This is a genomic window from Tsuneonella aeria, assembly GCF_009827495.1.
Classification (GTDB): Bacteria; Pseudomonadota; Alphaproteobacteria; order Sphingomonadales; family Sphingomonadaceae; genus Tsuneonella; species Tsuneonella aeria.
Genome location: NZ_WTZA01000002.1, coordinates 439459 through 457704, shown reverse-complemented (window position 1 = coordinate 457704; position 18246 = coordinate 439459). Strand labels below are relative to the sequence as shown.

General features: G+C 68.2%; 19 protein-coding genes. 7 read left to right on the top strand and 12 right to left on the bottom strand.

What is annotated here, in order from left to right:
- Nucleotides 1–95 precede the first annotated feature (95 nt).
- The gene (locus GRI40_RS12725; RefSeq protein WP_160611909.1) at nt 96–848 is read left to right on the top strand and encodes a 16S rRNA (uracil(1498)-N(3))-methyltransferase; all 753 of its coding nucleotides are present in this window, start codon (nt 96–98) and stop codon (nt 846–848) included.
- A gap of 41 nt (nt 849–889) precedes the next feature.
- Nucleotides 890–2260 carry a glutamate--cysteine ligase gene (locus GRI40_RS12720; protein ID WP_160611908.1) on the top strand — a complete coding sequence of 457 codons (1371 nt, stop codon included), beginning with the start codon at nt 890–892 and terminating at the stop codon, nt 2258–2260.
- A gap of 10 nt (nt 2261–2270) precedes the next feature.
- On the opposite strand, the gene GRI40_RS12715 is transcribed toward GRI40_RS12720, so the two are convergent.
- The 5 genes from GRI40_RS12715 to GRI40_RS12695 form a co-directional block, all read right to left on the bottom strand.
- Complete coding sequence (locus GRI40_RS12715) at nt 2271–3644, bottom strand: methyltransferase family protein (protein ID WP_160611907.1); 1374 nt, start codon at nt 3642–3644, stop codon at nt 2271–2273.
- A gap of 58 nt (nt 3645–3702) precedes the next feature.
- The gene (locus GRI40_RS12710) at nt 3703–5055 is read right to left on the bottom strand and encodes an outer membrane protein assembly factor BamB family protein (protein ID WP_160611906.1); all 1353 of its coding nucleotides are present in this window, start codon (nt 5053–5055) and stop codon (nt 3703–3705) included.
- Nucleotides 5056–5078: 23 nt separating this feature from the next.
- Nucleotides 5079–5843 carry a tetratricopeptide repeat protein gene (locus GRI40_RS12705; protein WP_160611905.1) on the bottom strand — a complete coding sequence of 255 codons (765 nt, stop codon included), beginning with the start codon at nt 5841–5843 and terminating at the stop codon, nt 5079–5081.
- A gap of 132 nt (nt 5844–5975) precedes the next feature.
- A complete protein-coding gene (locus GRI40_RS12700; RefSeq protein ID WP_160611904.1) occupies nt 5976–7145 on the bottom strand; it encodes a glycosyltransferase in 1170 nt (389 codons plus the stop codon).
- Entirely contained in the window at nt 7142–8074 is a 933-nt protein-coding gene (locus tag GRI40_RS12695) for an alpha/beta fold hydrolase (protein ID WP_160611903.1), read from the bottom strand. Before GRI40_RS12695 ends, GRI40_RS12700 begins: the two co-directional genes overlap by 4 nt.
- A 72-nt stretch (nt 8075–8146) precedes the next feature.
- Between GRI40_RS12695 and GRI40_RS12690 the strand changes: the two genes are divergently transcribed.
- Both GRI40_RS12690 and astD read left to right on the top strand, forming a co-directional pair.
- Complete coding sequence (locus GRI40_RS12690) at nt 8147–9583, top strand: protein adenylyltransferase SelO family protein (protein ID WP_160611902.1); 1437 nt, start codon at nt 8147–8149, stop codon at nt 9581–9583.
- A gap of 87 nt (nt 9584–9670) precedes the next feature.
- On the top strand, nt 9671–11110 hold the full coding sequence (gene astD / locus GRI40_RS12685; protein ID WP_202390347.1) for a succinylglutamate-semialdehyde dehydrogenase: 1440 nt from the start codon (nt 9671–9673) through the stop codon (nt 11108–11110).
- Nucleotides 11111–11225: 115 nt separating this feature from the next.
- Here astD and GRI40_RS12680 read toward each other — a convergent pair whose 3' ends face one another.
- Nucleotides 11226–11669, bottom strand: coding sequence for a glycine zipper 2TM domain-containing protein (locus tag GRI40_RS12680; RefSeq protein ID WP_160611901.1), 444 nt, complete (start codon nt 11667–11669; stop codon nt 11226–11228).
- A gap of 206 nt (nt 11670–11875) precedes the next feature.
- On the opposite strand from GRI40_RS12680, the gene rarD reads away from it, so the two are divergent.
- Nucleotides 11876–12772, top strand: coding sequence for an EamA family transporter RarD (rarD, locus tag GRI40_RS12675; RefSeq protein ID WP_160611900.1), 897 nt, complete (start codon nt 11876–11878; stop codon nt 12770–12772).
- Here the strand turns inward: rarD and pyrC are convergent.
- On the bottom strand, nt 12747–13787 hold the full coding sequence (pyrC, locus tag GRI40_RS12670; RefSeq protein WP_160611899.1) for a dihydroorotase: 1041 nt from the start codon (nt 13785–13787) through the stop codon (nt 12747–12749). The genes rarD and pyrC overlap by 26 nt on opposite strands.
- Nucleotides 13788–13826: 39 nt before the next feature.
- On the opposite strand from pyrC, the gene ygfZ reads away from it, so the two are divergent.
- Entirely contained in the window at nt 13827–14552 is a 726-nt protein-coding gene (ygfZ, locus tag GRI40_RS12665; RefSeq protein ID WP_160611898.1) for a CAF17-like 4Fe-4S cluster assembly/insertion protein YgfZ, read from the top strand.
- Between the two features lie 37 nt (nt 14553–14589).
- Here the strand turns inward: ygfZ and GRI40_RS12660 are convergent, their stop codons facing one another.
- A complete protein-coding gene (locus GRI40_RS12660) occupies nt 14590–15042 on the bottom strand; it encodes a COG3650 family protein (RefSeq protein WP_160611897.1) in 453 nt (150 codons plus the stop codon).
- A 114-nt stretch (nt 15043–15156) separates the two neighbouring features.
- Here GRI40_RS12660 and GRI40_RS12655 point away from each other — a divergent pair, with 114 nt between their 5' ends.
- A complete protein-coding gene (locus tag GRI40_RS12655; protein ID WP_160611896.1) occupies nt 15157–15621 on the top strand; it encodes a hypothetical protein in 465 nt (154 codons plus the stop codon).
- A gap of 21 nt (nt 15622–15642) precedes the next feature.
- Here GRI40_RS12655 and GRI40_RS12650 read toward each other — a convergent pair whose 3' ends face one another.
- From GRI40_RS12650 to GRI40_RS12635, 4 genes are all read right to left on the bottom strand, one after another.
- Nucleotides 15643–15942, bottom strand: coding sequence for a hypothetical protein (locus GRI40_RS12650; protein ID WP_160611895.1), 300 nt, complete (start codon nt 15940–15942; stop codon nt 15643–15645).
- A 69-nt stretch (nt 15943–16011) separates the two neighbouring features.
- Nucleotides 16012–16638 (bottom strand): hypothetical protein, encoded by a 627-nt coding sequence (locus GRI40_RS12645; RefSeq protein WP_160611894.1) that lies wholly within the window; start codon nt 16636–16638, stop codon nt 16012–16014.
- Complete coding sequence (locus GRI40_RS12640; protein ID WP_160611893.1) at nt 16622–17185, bottom strand: YbhB/YbcL family Raf kinase inhibitor-like protein; 564 nt, start codon at nt 17183–17185, stop codon at nt 16622–16624. Before GRI40_RS12640 ends, GRI40_RS12645 begins: the two co-directional genes overlap by 17 nt.
- Before the next feature lie 98 nt (nt 17186–17283).
- Nucleotides 17284–18180: a hypothetical protein gene (locus tag GRI40_RS12635; protein WP_160611892.1), complete on the bottom strand. Its 897-nt coding sequence runs from the start codon at nt 18178–18180 to the stop codon at nt 17284–17286.
- Nucleotides 18181–18246: the final 66 nt, after the last annotated feature.

The window sequence follows — 18246 nt, the reverse complement described above, 5'->3', positions numbered from 1 at the left end:
AAACACGGAGCGAATGGGTGTGCATCTCTGGGTAGCGGCGGCGCGGCATGGGCCCTTCCTTGGCACAGTCCGCCGCTGTAGGACAACGCGCGATCATGCCCGCAACACCCGCCTGGCCGCCCCGCAGCGCTCCGCGCCTGTTCGTCCCCCCGCCGCTGGCTGAAGGCGCGCACGTGGAGGTCGAAGGCAACCAGGCCCACTACCTCTCCCGCGTCATGCGAGTGGCGGCCGGCGACACCGTGATCCTGTGCGACGACCAGACCGGTGAATGGGCCGCGCGCGTGGTGGAGACGGCCAAGCGCTCCGTCATCATGGAACCCGTGGAGCGACTGCGCCCGCGGGAAGCCGTGCCCGACTTGTGGTTGTGCCCGGCGCTCATAAAGAAAGACCGCTTCGACGTCGTGTTGGAAAAGGCGACCGAGCTCGGCGTCGCCGAAATCCGCCCCTTTATCGCCCGTCGTTCGGTGGCCGATCGGCTCAATCCCGATCGCGCCCGCTCCGCAGTGATTGAGGCGGCGGAGCAGTGCGCCCGGACCGCCCTGCCCGTCGTGGCGGCGCCCGTTTCCCTCGATGCCATGCTGGCCGACTGGCCGGAAGGCCGCACGCTGTTCTTTGCCGACGAAGCTGGCGGAGCGGCGGCAGTGGACGCTTTCGGCGCAGGCGGCGGCGAGGTGGCGGCTATCCTGGTGGGTCCCGAAGGCGGCTTCGACGACAGCGAGCGGGCTGCGATCCGCGCACTCCCCCGCGCGGTCCCGATCTCGCTCGGCCCCCGCATCCTGCGCGCGGAAACCGCCGCGATCGCTGCCACCGCGCTGTGGATGGGCGTTGCCGGGGACTGGCAGCATTAATTCGCTGGCGCGGGCGAATTGCGTTTTCTAGTGCAACGCGCATGAGCACGCGGCAGGCATCCGGCACGGACGATCCCATCATCGAAAGCCGCGATCAGCTCGCGGCGCCCATGGCCGCCGGGGAGAAGCCGCGCGCGCAGTGGCGCATCGGCACGGAGCACGAAAAGCTGGTCTATCGCCGCGCCGATCACGCTGCCCCGCCCTATGACGGGCCAGGGGGAATCCGCGAGATCCTGCACGAGATGCAGGCCTTCGGCTGGAAACCGGTGGAAGAAGGCGGCAAGGTCATCGCGCTGACGGGGCCCGACGGCGCCGTCAGCCTGGAACCGGCCGGTCAGCTGGAGCTATCGGGCGCGCCGCTTGAATCGCTGCACGATACGTGCGCGGAGACCGGCCGACACCTCGACCAGGTGAAATCGATCGGCGAACGGCTCGACGTAGGATTCCTCGGCCTCGGCATGTGGCCCGACAAGACGCGCGACGAATTGCCGATCATGCCCAAGGGCCGCTACGGGATCATGCTGCGTCACATGCCGCGCGTCGGCACCCTGGGCCTCGACATGATGCTGCGCACCTGCACCATCCAGACCAACCTCGACTACGGCAGCGAGGCGGACATGGTGCAAAAGTTCCGCGTCAGCCTGGCGCTGCAACCGCTGGCCACGGCGCTGTTCGCCAATTCGCCGTTTACCGAAGGGCGGCCCAACGGCTACCTCAGCTACCGCAGCCACATATGGTCCGATACGGACCCGCACCGCACCGGCATGCTGCCCTTCGTGTTCGAGGACGGTTTCGGCTACGATCGCTACGTCGATTACATGCTCGACGTGCCGATGTACTTCGTCTTCCGCGATGGGAAATACATCGATGCGGCCGGGCACAGCTTCCGCGATTTCCTGCGCGGTGAGCTGGAGGTGCTGCCCGGCGAGCTGCCGCGCGCGAGCGACTGGGTCGATCACCTCTCCACCGCCTTTCCCGAAGTGCGCCTGAAATCCTTCCTGGAAATGCGGGGGGCGGACGGGGGCCCGTGGAACCGCATCTGCGCCCTGCCCGCGCTATGGGTCGGGCTGCTGTACGACCAGTCCGCGCTCGACGCCGCGTGGGACCTGGTCAAGGACTGGACGATGGAGGAACGCGAGGAACTGCGCCGCGCGGTGCCCAGGCTGGGACTCGACGCGCCGGTTGGGCGGGGCCGCACCCTGCGCGATATCGCGCCCGAAGTTCTGCGCATCGCGCGAAGCGGGCTTGGCGCGCGCGGGCGGCTCAATTCCAGCGGCGACAACGAATCGGGGTTTCTCGAACCGCTGGACGAGATCGTCGCCAGCGGCAAAGTGCCTGCGCAGCGCCTGCTGGACCTTTATCACGGCGACTGGAACGGCGACATCAGCCGGGTTTACGAACACAGCTTCTAGAGCTGCGCCGTCAGCCCGCCAGCTCGCGCACCGCCGGATCGCGCAGGCGCCAGCGCAGCGCCCGTTTCAGCCGAACCAGCGGCGCGGTGATCGGGCCATGCGCGCTCATCCACGTGTGGTAGACGCGATACTTCGGGTCCTCGGCCCAGAGGTGCTGCTCCTCCGTCCGCGCCCGCCAGTAATAGATGGCGTTGACCGCGGCGAGACCGGCGACGTTGCGCACGGTATCGGTCAGCGATCCGTTGGTAACCAGAAACGGCAGCGCCGACAGCCACCAGAACGTGTTTTTCGCAAGGTAAGCCGGATGGCGGGTGAACCTGTACGGACCGTTGGTCAGCACACCGCGATAAGTGAGGTTCGAAAAGCGCAGCCCGAACGCGAACGTCGCCCATGCATAGACCGCGGTAAGCGCGACCAGCACGGCGGCCCAGATCGCTAGCAGGATGGAGTGGCCGGCCAGCCAGACCGTCCAGTTGGCGTCGCCACGTCCGGGCGTTCCCGCCTCGTACCCCAGTATGCCCGCTCCCATGAAGGTATAGACGAAGGGCGGATAGCACATGAGTGCGGCGATCCACCCGGCGAGATGCGGGTTGCCGCTGCGGATATGCGCGTCGAGCGGGCGAAAGGTGACCAGGTACCCGACCGTCCCGATCTGGACGTCTACCAGGAACAGGACGGTGATGAGCGCCATGCCCAGAGCGGCCGGATCGCGCACCATTGCAGCGTAATCGGCCTGGACCACAGTAGCAAAGCCAGCCGGCAGGATGGAGATCATGAAGGCGCCGAAGAACCCCTTGATGATCCATGCCCGCCAGTGTTTCTTCACCGCTTCGGGATCGTAGGCCGCATGGCCCAGGACCATGGCTCCGAAATGCCAGGCGTGGTCGCGCGGCTCCACCATGCGCCGGTCGAGCCACAGCACATAGGGCACGGACAGGATTACGAGGGGGGCGGCGGCCCATGCCAGCACCGACATAGCGAACAGGTATGGATCGGCCCAGTACCAGCGGCCCATGCAGTACAGGCCTGCGATGATGACCCAGGTGAACCACAGGCCGGCGATCTTTACCATCGAGACGCGCCAGGTTTCCGCCAGCGGCCGGCGCACGGCCCAGTCGATCCCGGTGGAGGGTCGCCGATGTGCCCGGTCCACCAGCAGGGTCACTAGGATCATCGGCAGCAGTGCCGCGAGCAGCCCAGCGAGCGCGGCGTGCGGGCCGTCAAGTCGCTCGGCTGGGCCTGGCAGGCCGTAACCGAGCACCAGTTGGGGCCAGTGGCGGCAGAGCGCAATCCAGCCGAACAGGCCGGCGAGGCCCGCCAGCCCGACCCACGGCGAGACATCGCTCGGCGGCAGGGGTCCGGCAGGGCGGGCGCGGTCGTTCATCGCATCCCGCCACTAGCGCCGAAGGGTTAACAGCCCGGCAAGCGCTGCCGCACCCCGTTCAGCGATAGGCGTGAATAGTGCCGTCGTCGGCCAGCACGTAAAGCATGTTGTTGGCCACGATCGGCGGCAGGCTGATCGGCGATTTCAGCGTCTGGAACAGGCTGGCGGCGCCTTCGCCCAGGCTGACGCGGTAGATCTGGCCTTCGGAATTGCCGACCCACAGGTTGTCCCCGGCCAGCACCGGACCGGTCCAGAAGATCGGGTCCTGCTTCTTTTCCGCATTGCGCCACCGGCCTAGGTCGGTGATCCAGCGGATGCGCCCGCTGCCGCGCGCGATCGCCAGCAGGCGTGCGTCGTCGGTCAGGGTGAAGATCCACTCGCCCGCCACCGCGGGGGTGGAGATGCCGGCGAGGTTCAGTTCCCAGATACGCTGCCCGGTGACGAGCTCGTAGGCAGCCATGCGGCCGCCCTGGCCCAGCGCATAGACGCGGCCCGAATCGATGATCGGATCGGCATCGATATCGGTGAGCGCGCCCACTTCGGTCGAGATCGAAGTCCGGGCCAGCGCGTCGGCCCACAGCGAACGGCCGTTTTCGTAACGGTAGGCAACGAGCTCTCCGCTCGAATAACCGGCGATGACCGTGCCCTGAGCGGCTGCGGGGGTGGCGACGCCGAACACCCCGGTCTGCGAGGAAGACGCGCTCTCGTTCCACTGCAGCTTGCCGTCCGACGCGTTGAGCGCGACGATCTGGTTGTCCTGCGTCATCACATAGACCGCGCCGAACGCGATCGTCGGCGCGCCGCGCAGCGGGCCGGCAGGCTTCACTTTCCAGATCGGCGCGCCGTTGCTGGCGTCGAGCGCCATCACTTCGCCCGCGCCATTGGTGGCGTACACGCGGCCCTGGTCATAGCTGACGCCGCCACCGAAGTTCGCGGGCTGCAGGCTGCCCGCGACTTCCGCCGCTCGGCTCCAGCGCCGCGCACCCGTCGCGGCGTCGAACGCGTGGATCACGCCTTCGCTGTCGGAAACGAACAGCATGCCGCCGCCGACAACGGGCGATGCAGCGAGCCGCCGACGCGGGGTGGCGCCCGCGATCTTCTGCGTCCAGGCGTTGCCGAGATTGGCGGGCAGCGCCAGGTGTCCGTAAGACTTGCCGGGCGTGGCGCCCGACTGCGCCCATTCGGCGTTCACCGTCGCGGCCGGCACCACGACCGGCACCCCGGCGAGTGCCGGATCGACCTTCGCCCCTTCGATGCGCGAAAGGATCGGCACGCGGTTGCCGACAGTGGGAGTCACGTCCTTTTCGCCGCCGCCGCCGAACAGGCCACCCTGGCAGGCGGATAGCCCCAGCGCGAGCGACGCGACCAGCGCGGCGCGGCCGATCGAGGTGAGGGGACTTGCGGTCGTCATCTGCGGTCGGTTCCTGTGAAAGATCATTCGGTGGCGGCCGCGCCATCGGGGGCGGCGCGCTGGATCACGGTGTCGACATCGTCGATCGCGTCCACGCCGAGCAGCCCGGCCATCTGGCGGGCGCGCGATTTCAGGCTTTCGGGCGTGCCTTGGTCCTTGGCGATCGCGGCGAACAGGGCGCCGGCTTCAGCCCGGTTGCCCTGGTCGAGGTAGGCCATGGCGACCAGTTCCCCCGCCGGGCCGAACCACGCGTTGCCGGGCACGGCCAGGGGCTTGAGCCGCGCGATGACATCGGCGGGCGGCATCCGGTCGTAACGCGCGGCCACCGCGCGGATGGTCGCCACGTCGCGCAGCGCCTGGGGGGCATCGCCATCGGCGGCCACGGCGTCGTAGATCTTCGCCGCGTCCTCAGGCTTCGCCTGCTCCATCGCGATCCCGGCCCGGAGCATCTGGGCAGAGGCGTTGCCCTTGTCCACCAGCGGCGCGAGCGCGGCATTGCCGCCGGCAAGATCGCCCGATTCGATCCGGTCGAGCGCGGATACCAGCACTTCGGAATCCGCCTCGCGCGCGCTCTCCTGCCGGTTTTCCCACAATAGGTAGCCGCCGAACAGCGCCAGGCCGACCGCCGCGGCGATCGCCAGCGGCTTGCCGTAACGCTGGGCAGCGTCGGCATATTGATCCTGCCGCACGGCATCGTCGACTTCGCGCAGCAACACGTCTTCCTGCGCGGCCTTCGCGCGTGCGCGCTTGTCGTCGGGTACGGGCGAATTGTCGGGACGGAGAGCCAATCGGTGGGTGCTTCTCGTTATGGTGCCTGCAATCACCGGCGGGCCGGCGGACGGCGCGTCTTTACCCGATGGGCGCGCCAATTCAATCGTGAAACCGGATTGGCCGGGCTCGGGTGAACCTGCCGTGAAGTCCTATGGCAGCGAGCTCCGCCCGGCGGCGCTGGCATAGAGGCGGCGGTAGGCGTCGATCATCCGCTTCTCGCCAAACTCAGCGCGCGCCTTCGCCTTGTTTGCGGCGCCGACCCGCTGGCGCAAATCCGCATCGCTCGCCAGCCCGGCCAGCGCGCCGTAGAGCGCGGCTTCATCCCCCGGCGGCGCCACGAAGGGCGCGTTCTCGCCCGCCACCATCGCGGCGACATCGCCCACCGCCGGCGCGGCGACCGGAAGGCCGGCGGCCATCGCTTCCACAAGCGCGATCGGGAACTGCTCGCTGAGGGAGGACAGCGCGAACACGTCAAACAGGCCGACGTAACGCGCAGGGTCGCTCGCAAACCCGGGCAGGTGGACCCTGTGTTCGATGCCGAGGCGCTCCACCTCCGCCTGGATCGCCGCGCGGTCCGGTCCATCGCCAACGATCACCAGGTGCCACTGTGCTGGCAGCGGCGCGAAGGCGCGGACCAGGGCGGCGAGGTTCTTGACCGGGCGAAGGCCCGCCACCGTCCCGACCCAGAACTCCCCCTGGCGCTTCACGAGGCCGGGGAGCGCGTCGGTCCGCGGCGCCTTGGCAAACGCATCGACGTCGATCCCGTTGGGGATGCGGCGAACGCGCCCGATCGGCTGCGTCCATTCGGTGAGCGCGATTTCCTCCAGCGTTTCGGAAGGGACCACCAACCCGCTGGCGCGGCCCAGCGCGATCCGCCGGTACCAGTTTCGCGCCGGCTTCCGGCGGTCGCGTTCGTCTTCGTTAAAGCCGTCTTCGTGGTGGATCAACGGAGGAAGCTGCAACGCCTGCCCGAACAGGGTGTGCGCCATCACCGCGTCCATCGCGCCCCAGTTATAGGTGAGGACGAGATCGAACCCCCGCATCGCGCGGGCCAGCCGTTGCAGCCGTCCCGGCGTCGGCCGCCCCTTGAGCGATGGAAAGTCCTCCGGCCAGGCGACCTTGAGCGCGCGCGACAATTCCCGGGCCGCCCCCGCCTCGTCCGGCTCCGACGTGACGATGGAATGGTGCAGCTTCGGTCCGAAGGCGTTCATCAGGCGCACGGCGCGGCGTTCCTTGCCGCCTGGCCCGAAGGTGGAATGGAGATGCAGCACCCGCAGCGGCGCCGGCCGGCCGCCGCCTGCGTCGGAGCGGCCGCTCATGCGACGCTGGCGAGCAGACGGTCGATCGCGGCCGCAGCCTCCGGCTCCGTCAGCAAGGGCGCATGACCGATGCCGGGCACCGTGACCAGATCGAGCCCCGGCAGCCGCGCTGCCATTGTCGCCGCCGTGTCGGCCGAGAGTATCGTCGAGAGCGCGCCGCGGATCAGGGCCACGGGGCGCCCTGCCAGCGCTTCGAACGCGGGCCACAGATCCACGGGCACGGCGCCTTCCGGAGCGGCAAATGGCTCCGCGATGCCCATGTCGTAATCGAACACGATCCGTCCGCCGGCCCCCAGCACCATTACCCGCTTGGCCATCGCCAGCCAGTCGTCGAGCGCGAACTGTGGATGTGCCGCGCCGTGCACGTCGGCAAGCGCGCGCGCCGCGTGAGTCCAGGTGGGGAAGCTGCCGCCGTGCCCCACGTATTCGCGGATATGGGCGAGGCCTTCGGGATCGACTTCCGGCCCGATATCGACCAGCACCGCGCCGGCGATCATCTCCGGACGTTCGTGGGCCAGCATCATCGTCATCAGTCCGCCGAGGGAGGTGCCGATGGCGACGAAGCGGGCGATTCCTTCCTGTTCCAGCAGGGCCTTGAGGTCGGCGACGTACTGCACGGGGTTATAGGTGGCGCTGTCGCTGGCATAATCCGACTGGCCGCGCCCGCGCATTTCCGGGACGATCACGCGCCAGTCACCTGCCAGCCGTGCCGCCAGCGGGGCGGCGTCGCGAGCGTTGCGGGTGAGGCCGTGGAGCGCGATCACCGGCGGACGATCGTCCCGCCCGGGATAGTCGCGGAAATGCAGGGACAGGCCATCGGCCGATTGCCAGGTGCGGTCGGCCCACGGGCGATCGACCCCGGCCCGATCGGGGGCGGCGCGCGAAGAGGTTTCCCCCGCAGCCGGATTGCGAGCGCTATCGGTAACCATCGGCGTGCCGCAGTATCTCCGGATTCTCGGCGGGAGCTTGCATGGCCCTGCCCTTGACCCCACTATCGCCTGATGCGCGCCGATCCGCAACCTGTCGCACGCGTGGATGCGCCGTACCGCCCCGAAAGCGCGCTGCTGGAAATCGCCGGCTGGCTGGGCGATCAGGTCCGGCCCGCCGATTTTCCGCAAACGACGTTGCGCTGGCGGAATGACCGCGCAGCCGGCGCCGTGGGGCTGGCGGGCCTGTCGGACGCGGAATGGATAAGCCACTTCGCCCGCTTCACGCCGCTGCCTGACACGCTTCCGGAACCGCTGGCGCTTCGATACCACGGGCACCAGTTCCGCGTGTACAACCCGGACCTTGGCGACGGTCGCGGGTTCACCTTTGCCCAGGTGCGGGATGGCGATGGGCGCTTGCTGGAACTCGGCACGAAAGGTTCCGGGACGACCCCTTGGAGCCGCGCGGGCGACGGGCGGCTGACGCTGAAGGGCGCCGTGCGCGAAATCCTCGCCACCGAAATGCTGGAGGCGCTGGGCGTCAACACCAGCAAGACCCTGTCCGTGATCGAAACGGGTGAACAGCTGGTCCGCGGCGACGAGCCTTCGCCCACGCGATCGGCCGTCATGGTCCGATTGTCGCACGGGCATATCCGCATCGGCAGCTTCCAGCGCCTTGCCGCGCTGGGCGAACACGATCATCTGGAACAACTGGTCGCCTATTGCCTGCGCGAATTTCCGGGCCCGCCGCCGCCGGCCGACGCGATCGATGCGGACGTGCCCGCCGTACGGCTGATGCACCTGGTGGTGGCGCGGCTGGCCGATCTGGCGGCAAGCTGGATGGTGGCGGGTTTCGTTCACGGGGTCCTCAACACCGACAACATGAACGTGACCGGGGAAAGCTTCGATTACGGCCCGTGGCGCTGGCTGCCGCGTTGGGACCCGGCCTTCACCGCGGCCTATTTCGACCATGCCGGCCTCTATTCCTTCGGCCGCCAGCCGGAAGCGCTGTACTGGAACTGCGGCCAGCTCGCGATCGCGATGCGCCCGCTGGCCGAAGCGCCGCCGCTGATGGCCGCGCTGGAACGCTTCGGCCCGCTCTACATGGCCAATGTCGCCCGCCGCTGGCTCTGGCGCCTGGGCCTGGCCTCACGGGGGGACGAGGCTGACGCCGCTCTCGTCGCCGCGTGCGAGGCGGCGATGCGGAGCGGTGGCGAATCGCCCGATGCATTCTTTCACCGCCATCGTTTCGGCCGGAATGCCACCGGACCGCTCGCCGAATTGTTCGCAGCGTTCGCGCCCGCCGGGCCGGATCATCCATTGTGGCAGGACACCGCGCCGCCGACTCTGGTGATCGATAGGGTAGAGGATCTCTGGACCGCCATCGCCAATCGCAACGATTGGGACCCGCTTGCCCGCCAGATCGCGGAAATCCGCCGCCTGGGCGAGGCGCTCGGGCCGGCACCGATTCCGGCCGGTCATCTCGCCCTGCCGCCACCCGGTTTGCCATGACCGGCCATTTGACCCCCCGGCCCCCTGCGCTAGAAGCGCGCCACCGTTAACCGCGAACGCCCCGCAACAAATCCGGAAAAGAGCCCCTTGCCTACCAGCGAGCCCGCCAGCGAGATCATCTCATACGAACCGGCCACCGGTGCCGAGCTCTGGCGCGGTGCCGCGGGCGATGTGGACGCGCTGGTGGATCGTGGCCGCCGCGCCTGGCCCGACTGGGCCTCGCAGCCGCATGCAACTCGGATTGAACTGTGCCGGCGCTTCGCCAACGAAGTCCGCAAGCAAGCCGATCCGTTCGCCCAATTGATCGCCCGCGAAACGGGCAAACCGCTGTGGGAAGCGCGCACCGAGGTCCAGTCCGTCATCGCGAAAGTGGACATTTCGGTCAGCGCCTATGCCGAACGGACCGGGCAGAAGAAGCACGACAGCGCGCTGCAGGGCACATCGGCGGTGCGCCACAAGCCCCATGGCGTGATGGCGGTGCTGGGCCCGTACAATTTCCCCGCACACCTGCCCAACGGCCACATCGTGCCCGCGCTGATCGCCGGCAACGTGGTGGTCTTCAAGCCGAGCGAGAAAACGCCCGCCGTGGGCGAGTTTCTGGTCCGCTGCTTCCACCGCGCCGGCATCCCGTCCGCGGTCGTCCAACTCCTGGTAGGCGGGCCGGCGGAAGGCAAGGCGCTGGTGGCGCACCGCGACGTCGACGGAGTGCTGTTCACCGGCAGCTTGCAGGCCGGTGTCGCCATCAACCGCGCGGTGGCCAGCAATCCCGGCAAGATCGTCGCACTGGAAATGGGCGGCAACAACCCGATCGTGGTCATCGACACGCCCAAGGTCGCCGATGCCGCCGTGCTCGTGATCCAGAGTGCGTTTACAACCGCGGGCCAGCGCTGCACCGCGGCCCGCCGGCTGATCGTCAAGGCGAGCATGTACGATGCCCTGGTTGGCGAGGTGAAGGCACTGGCCGACCGGATCGTGTTCGATCAGCCGTTCGCCGATCCGGCGCCCTTTATGGGCCCCGTGATCGACAACGCGGCGGCCGACCAACTATCCGAAAGCTTTCTCTACCTGATGTCGAATGGCGGCCGGGCGATCAAGCACATGAAGCGTCCGAGCGAAGATCTGCCCTTCCTGAGCCCGGCGATGATCGACGTGACGACGATGGCCGACCGGCCCGACGTTGAGCTGTTCGGCCCGCTGCTGCAGGTGGTAAAGGTGGACGATTTCGACCAGGCCATTGCCGAAGCCAACAACACCCGCTTCGGGCTCAGCGCCTCGCTCGTCGGGGGCGGCCCGCAGGATTTCGACAGGTTCTGGGCCCAGGTGCGCGCGGGCATCATCAACTGGAACCGGCCGACCAGCGGGGCGAGCAGCTCTGCGCCGTTCGGCGGTGTCGGGTTATCGGGGAACCACCGTCCAGCCGCGTTCTACGCCGCCGATTACTGCGCCTATCCGGTAGCCAGCACCGAAATGGACCAGCCACGCGCGAGCCTTGGCGCGGGCTTCCGCGCGGAATCGCGCACCGGCTGAACCGCCAAGGAAAAAGGCGCCCCTCGCCAGAAGCGAGAGACGCCTTCCCGCGACCCCCAGGGGGTTCGCGTTCGCGGACGTGGGTGGGCACGCCCGCGAAGCTTGTGCGATCAGATCAGCGGCAGCGGCTGCCGCCCTTGTCGATCGCGCGGCCTAGCAGAGCACCACCGGCGGCACCCAGGATCGCGCCGAGCGTGCGGTCTCCGCCGCGGCCGGCGATCTCGCGGCCCAGCAGGGCCCCGCCCGCACCGCCGATCAAAAGGCCGGTCGTGCCGTTCGACTTGCGGCAGTAATAGCGGTTGTCCTCGCCGCGCCACACACGGGTGCTGTCGTACACCGGCTCGCCGTAGCTGGAATAACGACTGCCATACGCGCGGCGGTCGTAATTGCGGTAGCGGTCGCGATACTGGTGCGCGGCCTGGTCACCCCACACGGCGCTGGTGTTGTAAGCGGCGGCGTGCGCGGCGGGCGCCGCTGCGGCCGGCACCGCGGGGACAGCCATGGCCAGGCCGGGAACGGCGAGGGCCAGCGCGGCGGTCTTCAGTTTGAACTGCGTCATCGGGTCTTCCTTTCGAACTCTCGCGACCAAGAGGCTTGAGTGAGCGCCCATTTGTCATGTTCATATTTAGACCCCGCAAACTGAACGAACCGCAACCGCGTCTTCAGGAACGCATTTTTTCGCTGGCAGGCCCGATTTTCCCTTTCCGCGCCCCGTGCGCGCGTTGCTTGTGACCCAGGCGCGGCGGGCCTACTGGCGGCGCGAACATGAACGAAAGCCCCGCTTCCGGCCGTTCAGGCCTTGCCGCTGCCCTTGGCGCCTACGTGATCTGGGGCTTTCTCCCGCTCTACCTGATTCTGGTGGAGACCGTCCCCGCGACCGAGTTTGTCGCCTGGCGAGTCGTCTGGACGCTGCCCCTGTGCCTGCTGATCGCATCGTTGCGCCGTCAGCTTGCCGAGATCGCCGGCGCGCTGCGCAATCCGCGGGTGATGGGCGTGCTCGCCATCAGCGCGTTCCTCATCGGCCTGAACTGGCTGGTCTATATCTGGGCGATCCAGGCGGGCGAGGTCTTCGCAGCCAGCCTGGGGTATTACATCAATCCGCTGATCAACGTGCTGCTCGGCACCATGCTGCTGGGCGAACGGCTCAACCGCCGGCAATGGATCGCGGTAAGCATCGCCGCGGTCGGCATCGCGATCCTCCTTGCCGGCGCCCTGACGACATTGTGGATCAGCCTCACCCTGGCGCTGAGCTTCGGCGCCTATGGCCTCATCCGCAAAAAGGTGCCGGTGGGCGCCCTGCCCGGCCTTACGGTGGAATCGATCATCCTCCTGCTGCCCGCGCTGGGCCTGGCGGGATGGTATGCCGCGAGCCCGGCGGGATCGTCGTTCGGGCACGACTGGGGGCTCAGCCTGGTGATCGTGCTCGGCGGGGCGCTGACTGCGATCCCGCTATGGCTGTTCGCGGTGGCGGCACGGCGGATGGATTATTCGGCGCTGGGGTTCATCCAGTTCCTTTCGCCGACGATTGTCTTCGTGCTGGGTCTGACGGTGTTCGACCGCCCGCTGATGCCCGCGCAGCTCTGGGCTTTCGTCGCGATCTGGATCGCGATTGCCGTTTTCGTGTGGGACTTGCGCGCTAGCCGGACGCCAGCCGCCAGGTGAGCGTTTCCCCTGCGTGGAACGGGACAACCGTTGTTCCGCCTGCGTCAAGCGTGTCCGGCACTGCTGGTCCGCCCCGTTCCAGCGTGATCGTCCCTTCGTTTACCGGCAGGCCGTAAAAGGCCGGCCCGGCCAGCGATGCGAACTGTTCGAACCGGTCGAGCGCATTTTCCTGATCGAAGACGGCGGCATAGCTTTCGAGCGCGAACGGCGCGTTGAAGATCCCTGCGCACCCGCACGCCGATTCCTTGTCCGCGCGCGCGTGCGGCGCACTGTCGGTGCCGAGGAAGAACTTGCCCGAACCCGATGTCACCGCGCGGCGCAGCGCCAGGCGGTGCCGTTCGCGTTTGGCCACGGGCAGGCAGTATGCGTGCGGCCGTATGCCGCCCACCAGCATGGCGTTGCGATTGAGATGGAGATGCTGGGGAGTGATGGTGCCGGCGACGTTGGCCCCGGCCCCCTCGACGAACGCGACGCCTTCCGCGGTGGTAACATGTTCGAATACCACCTTCAGGCCCGGAAACCGTTCGACCATCCGGGCCAGGTGCCGCTCGATGAACACGGCCTCCCGGTCGAACACGTCGACATCCGCGTCGGTGACTTCGCCGTGCACGCAGAGGACGAGGCCCGCCTCCTCCATCGCGCCGAGCACCCGGTCGAGGCGCGCGATGTCGCTGACCCCGGCGGCCGAATTCGTCGTGGCATTGGCGGGATAGAGCTTGGCCGCGGTCAGCACCCCTTCCGCCTTGCCCCGCGCAAGGTCGGCCGGATCGGTATGGTCGGTGAGATAGGCCGTCATCAGCGGCTCGAACGCCGTTCCCGCCGGCAGCGCATCCACGATCCGCGCCCGGTAATCGCGCGCCGAGGCGGTCGTTGTGACCGGCGGGGACAGGTTGGGCATCACGATCGCGCGGGCGAACTGGCGCGCGGTGTAGTGCGCCACGCCGGCCAGCATCGCGCCATCGCGCAGGTGGACGTGCCAATCGTCGGGGCGGCGGATTGTCAGGGATTCGGCCATCGGGCTTCCCTTAGGCAACCTCGCGCCTATCTGTCACCCATGCCAGCGACCCGCCTGTTCGACCGCGCCGTAGTGCGCGTCACTCCGCAAAGCGACGATGAGGACGCGGCGACTTTCCTCCAGGGACTGCTGACCAACGACGTGACGGGGCCGCTGCCGGTCTACGCCGGGCTGCTGTCGCCCCAGGGCAAGACGCTGTTCGACCTCATCGTGTGGCCGGGCGATCCGGGAGAGCTGCTGCTGGATTGCGAGGGGGAGGTGGCGGACGACCTCGTGAAACGGCTGACCCTCTACCGGCTGCGGCGCAAGCTATCGATCACCCGCGATCCGGACGCGGCGGTACACTGGTCCCCCGGCGATGGCGGAGGCACCCGCGATCCGCGCCTCGCCGCGCTCGGCTCCCGCTGGCTGGCCCCGGTTTCGTCCGAAGATGCAGCGGCAGACAAAGACTGGCTCCGTCACCGCCTGGCGCTGGGTGTGCCGGAAGGCGTGCGGGAACTCGGCGACGTGTTGTGGCTGGAAACCAACGCGGCCGATCTAAACGGCGTCAGCTTCACCAAGGGATGCTATGTCGGGCAGGAGAACACGGCCCGCATGAACTGGCGCCAGAAGGTCAATCGCCGGCTGGTGGTCGTCCCGCTCGATCGTTCCGATGAGAAGCGGCGCAAGGCCGCCTATCCCGGGCTTGGCCTGGCTGTCGATCACCTGCGGACCGAAAGCCTGGACGCCGCCCATGTGCCCGCGTGGATGGACCTCGGCGATTGAGCGCTGGGCGTGCCGCCCCCGCGCGGTAGGGCTGCTGTCAGACCTGGTCCGGCGAATAAGGCTGTCGCTGCGTCCATCCGCAGCCCCGACGCTGTTCTTCCCCGATCATCAGCGTGACCGTGAAGGGGTAGGTCCGGTCGCTCATCCCGTCGGAGCAATCGCCCGGGGTGGCCGTCATGCGGAACGCCTTGCCTTCCAGAACCCCGCTCCAGGATACGCCGCCCCTCCCGGCGAAGCGTTCCACCGGGAACGAGATGCCATCGATATTTTCCGGGGTCGAGTACGTCAGGGACTTGCCTGCCACGCTTCCGCCCCAGAACGGCTCGGTCCCGGTGAAGCGAAAGGTTTCTTCCGCCGTGATCCCGTCGAACGGGCGGTTGTCGTCGGCATTGCCCGGTAAGGCACCCCCCGCGCCGGCGCCCGGCTGCGGGCTCGCATTGCAGGAGGCGAGGAGGGCGGCGGCGATGGGGAGGAACACGGTGATGCGCATGGCGCTATCCTAAAGCGGTGCGCGCGCCGCCGCCATCCGCGATTTGCCTTCGGGAACGCCACCGCGGCGCAAAGCATTGTTCCGGCAAAGACATTGCATGCCGGAGCCAGTCCGATGAAAGTAACGCCCCTGTTTCTGGGCGCGTGCGCGTTCGCCTCCATCACGGGGGTCGTAAGCGGCGCCACGATCGATACGCGCCCCATTCAGCAAGGCGGAATCGGTACGCACGGCCTCGCCAGTCAGACGGTGGATCACCCGGCCCCGTTCACGGGAACGGTGCAGACGGCGCACCTGCCCGATCACTACGCCATGACCACGCCCGAGGGCCGGATCGAGGCGGGCGAGCTGTCCACCCGCGGCCTCTACGCGCAAGCGCGTTTCGGCTGGCGTGAAGAATTCCCTCCGCCCGGCGAACCCGGCCCGATCGAACCCGAACCCGCGCTTTCGGTGATCGAGCCGGCCGTACTGCCCGTCCAGGCGGAAACCGAAACGCCGGGGCCGGATGCCGCGCAACCCGTCGCAGAGACGCAGCCCGGTCCGCGGATCATCGACGTCGCGGCTGCGCTGGCCGTGCGCTAAGGCCCTGCAACGCGCGCGGTTTCAGGTGCCGCGCAGGCGGCGCTGGTTGCGCCGCACGGGCTCCGCGTAATGGGCAAGCGCCCGGGCGCCGAAGGCCTCCGGTGACAGGGGAAGCCCGCCGCGCGCCATCGCGGGCCAGAACATCATGCAAGCGGCGATCTTTTCCGTGACCATGCGGTGACTTTCGCGCCGGGCCTGCGGGCCCCCGCTCACCAGTCGGCAGGACCGCAGCCACACGACTTCCGCGATGTCCCAGCCCAATTGCCAGCTATCGAGCCACAGGGCCTGGGCGGTCACGACTTCGGGCGGAGCTTTAGGCATCGCTTTTACTGCGATGCGCCCAGGCCGCCGTCAAACACTCTTTCGTTCGCGCCATGGCAGGACGGCGGTTCACGCGCATCCTTCGACATAGCCAAGCTGCGGCATGAGACCGGCATGGATTGCGGAGACGCGGCGGTCGCTGTCAATTTCGAAACGGAGGCGCGCGCCGCTGCCCGGCTGCGTCAGATATTTGCCCGGCGCCGCGACATATTCGTGCGCGTCTTCAACGAGACCCGGATAGGCTGCTTCAACCGCCGCTTCGGTCGCGCCAACTCCGATCCCTCCCGCGAGCGTCACGGGCGAATCACCGGCAACAGTCACCCGTCGTACCTGCCCGTCTTGTATCAGCGCATAGACATCGGGATAGCTGCGGGACGTCATCGTCCGGCAATCCGTCCCGGGGACTTGCGCGCCGCGGCTGGCGAAGCTGCTGTCGGCAGGGACCGGGCGCCCGATGAGGAGATCACCGAGACCCTCCAGGGTTAGCACGTTCGCCGCCGAGTCCGCTGCATCGCTGGCCGGCGGGACAGTGGCCGCGGCGTCAGGTTCGCGTGGCGCCGGCGTTACCGTCGCCGGCTCACCCCGGGGCGCTTCGTCGGGCTGGGCCGCAGGCTCGGGAGAGGAACAGGCCGCGGCCAGCAGCAGCCCGGCCAGCGGAACGATCGGCGGGGGCACGGAACTAGCCTTCCCGCGCATAGGTGCCGGTAAGCACCGCGGCGGCCAGGACATGGCCCTGCATCGCCTCGATCAGCGCGTCGCGACCCTTCCCGGGAGGCAGATCGACCGGCCGATCGAGCGCGAACATCTGGAACACGTAATCGTGGCTGCCATGACCGCTCGGCGGGTCGGGGGGGAGCCAGCCGGCCTGCTGGTGGGAATTGAGGCCGACGAACGGCGGGTCGTCCCCTTCGAAAAGGTCGCCGGGCCCGACGTCGAACCCCCAGCCCAGCAGGTGAACGAGGGGTTCCGGCCCCGGGGCGTCGGGATCCTCCACAATCAGCACCAGCGCGCGCGTGCCGGAGGGCGGTGCAGTCCACGCGAGCGGAGGGGCGCAGGCATCCTCCTCGTCCGCCGTGAACATTGGATCGAGTTCCTCCCCATCCTCGAAAGCAGGGCTGGTAAGCGTGAAGCCGCCCGCATTCATCGTATCGGGCCCGCCGATCTTCGCGACGGTGAGCTTGCCATGGCCGGCGCGGACGTTCTTGAGCAGGCGGCCGAGAAAGGCGGGGACGTGTTCGAGCATAAATTGAACCTATGGTATGTGTGCCTTGGTTAAGCACACAGCTTCGCCGGCGGTTCCAGCCCGCGCGCGCAGTCATCCCCAGCCGAAGGGGAGCCGCCCTATTCCCCGGCCTGGAGGTTATGCTTCATCCCGGCGCGGATCGAGGCCATCTGCGATGGGCCCAGGCTCCATCGGTTCACCGCGTACCGGCTTTTCACGTAAGCGAAGTCCCAGCTGGTGAGCGATAGCGGCGTTTCGCTCCCTTCCGGCGCGTCGACTACCTTCAGGATCGTGGGCGCGACGCTCGCCTTGACCCGCGCCGGATCGGTATCGGTCACGCTGCGCATCAGTGCATAGTCGGCGATCTGCCGCGTATTCAGCCCCCGGATCGCACTGCGATCGATCAGCACCACCGACATCGCGATGATCGGGCGCGTCGCGGCCGCCGTGCGCGACATGCCGCTGTTGACCTCGACTACCTGGATGCCATCGCCATTCACCTGGATCGGCTTTCCATCGCGGTCGAGCCGGGCGAGCAGTTTCCACGCCATCACCGGCGCCTCGCGGCCCTGGAAATCGATCCGTTCGCCCGTCAGTTCCGTGAAGTATTCGGGATGCATCGCCTGGAACTGGCGCAGCAGCTCGCGGCGGTTGTTGCCGAACAGGACCAGGGCGCTGGTCCGACACGCGCCCTGCGCGGGCTTGATTCCCGTCGCCTGGGCGACCTCGCGCATGCGCCGTGCAATCTCCTGGTTCCACACCGGCGAAAGGCCCACCACGCCCGGACAGTATTGCCCCGGTTCATAGAGCGCGATGGGCGATGTCGGATCGGCTTCGGAAAGCTGGGTCGCGAAGTCTTCCAGCCGTTCTTCCTGCTGGGCGATCCCTGACACGACGATGGGATCGCCGGCTTCGGCAGCGGCGTCATCAGATGCCGTGTCATCTGCGCCCGCCGTGGCAGCGGACGCCAGCAAGGCGATCGGAACGGCGATCTGCGCGGTGCGAATTCTTCTCATGAAACGGTGGTTTAGCGCAAGCCGCGCGGCAAGCACCGCCAGCCCTGCGAACCGCTCCCGCCAATC

Bases quoted from the DNA above. Each gene is read 5' to 3' on its own strand.
- GRI40_RS12690 (WP_160611902.1), top strand. From the start codon at position 8,147: ATGCGCGCCGATCCGCAACCTGTCGCACGCGTGGATGCGCCGTACCGC.
- GRI40_RS12695 (WP_160611903.1), bottom strand. From the start codon at position 8,074: ATGGTTACCGATAGCGCTCGCAATCCGGCTGCGGGGGAAACCTCTTCG.
- GRI40_RS12725 (WP_160611909.1), top strand. From the start codon at position 96: ATGCCCGCAACACCCGCCTGGCCGCCCCGCAGCGCTCCGCGCCTGTTC.
- rarD (WP_160611900.1), top strand. From the start codon at position 11,876: ATGAACGAAAGCCCCGCTTCCGGCCGTTCAGGCCTTGCCGCTGCCCTT.
- GRI40_RS12720 (WP_160611908.1), top strand. From the start codon at position 890: ATGAGCACGCGGCAGGCATCCGGCACGGACGATCCCATCATCGAAAGC.
- GRI40_RS12680 (WP_160611901.1), bottom strand. From the start codon at position 11,669: ATGACGCAGTTCAAACTGAAGACCGCCGCGCTGGCCCTCGCCGTTCCC.
- GRI40_RS12715 (WP_160611907.1), bottom strand. From the start codon at position 3,644: ATGAACGACCGCGCCCGCCCTGCCGGACCCCTGCCGCCGAGCGATGTC.
- GRI40_RS12650 (WP_160611895.1), bottom strand. From the start codon at position 15,942: ATGCCTAAAGCTCCGCCCGAAGTCGTGACCGCCCAGGCCCTGTGGCTC.
- pyrC (WP_160611899.1), bottom strand. From the start codon at position 13,787: ATGGCCGAATCCCTGACAATCCGCCGCCCCGACGATTGGCACGTCCAC.
- GRI40_RS12645 (WP_160611894.1), bottom strand. From the start codon at position 16,638: ATGCGCGGGAAGGCTAGTTCCGTGCCCCCGCCGATCGTTCCGCTGGCC.
- GRI40_RS12700 (WP_160611904.1), bottom strand. From the start codon at position 7,145: ATGAGCGGCCGCTCCGACGCAGGCGGCGGCCGGCCGGCGCCGCTGCGG.
- GRI40_RS12660 (WP_160611897.1), bottom strand. From the start codon at position 15,042: ATGCGCATCACCGTGTTCCTCCCCATCGCCGCCGCCCTCCTCGCCTCC.
- ygfZ (WP_160611898.1), top strand. From the start codon at position 13,827: ATGCCAGCGACCCGCCTGTTCGACCGCGCCGTAGTGCGCGTCACTCCG.
- GRI40_RS12710 (WP_160611906.1), bottom strand. From the start codon at position 5,055: ATGACGACCGCAAGTCCCCTCACCTCGATCGGCCGCGCCGCGCTGGTC.
- GRI40_RS12655 (WP_160611896.1), top strand. From the start codon at position 15,157: ATGAAAGTAACGCCCCTGTTTCTGGGCGCGTGCGCGTTCGCCTCCATC.
- GRI40_RS12640 (WP_160611893.1), bottom strand. From the start codon at position 17,185: ATGCTCGAACACGTCCCCGCCTTTCTCGGCCGCCTGCTCAAGAACGTC.
- GRI40_RS12635 (WP_160611892.1), bottom strand. From the start codon at position 18,180: ATGAGAAGAATTCGCACCGCGCAGATCGCCGTTCCGATCGCCTTGCTG.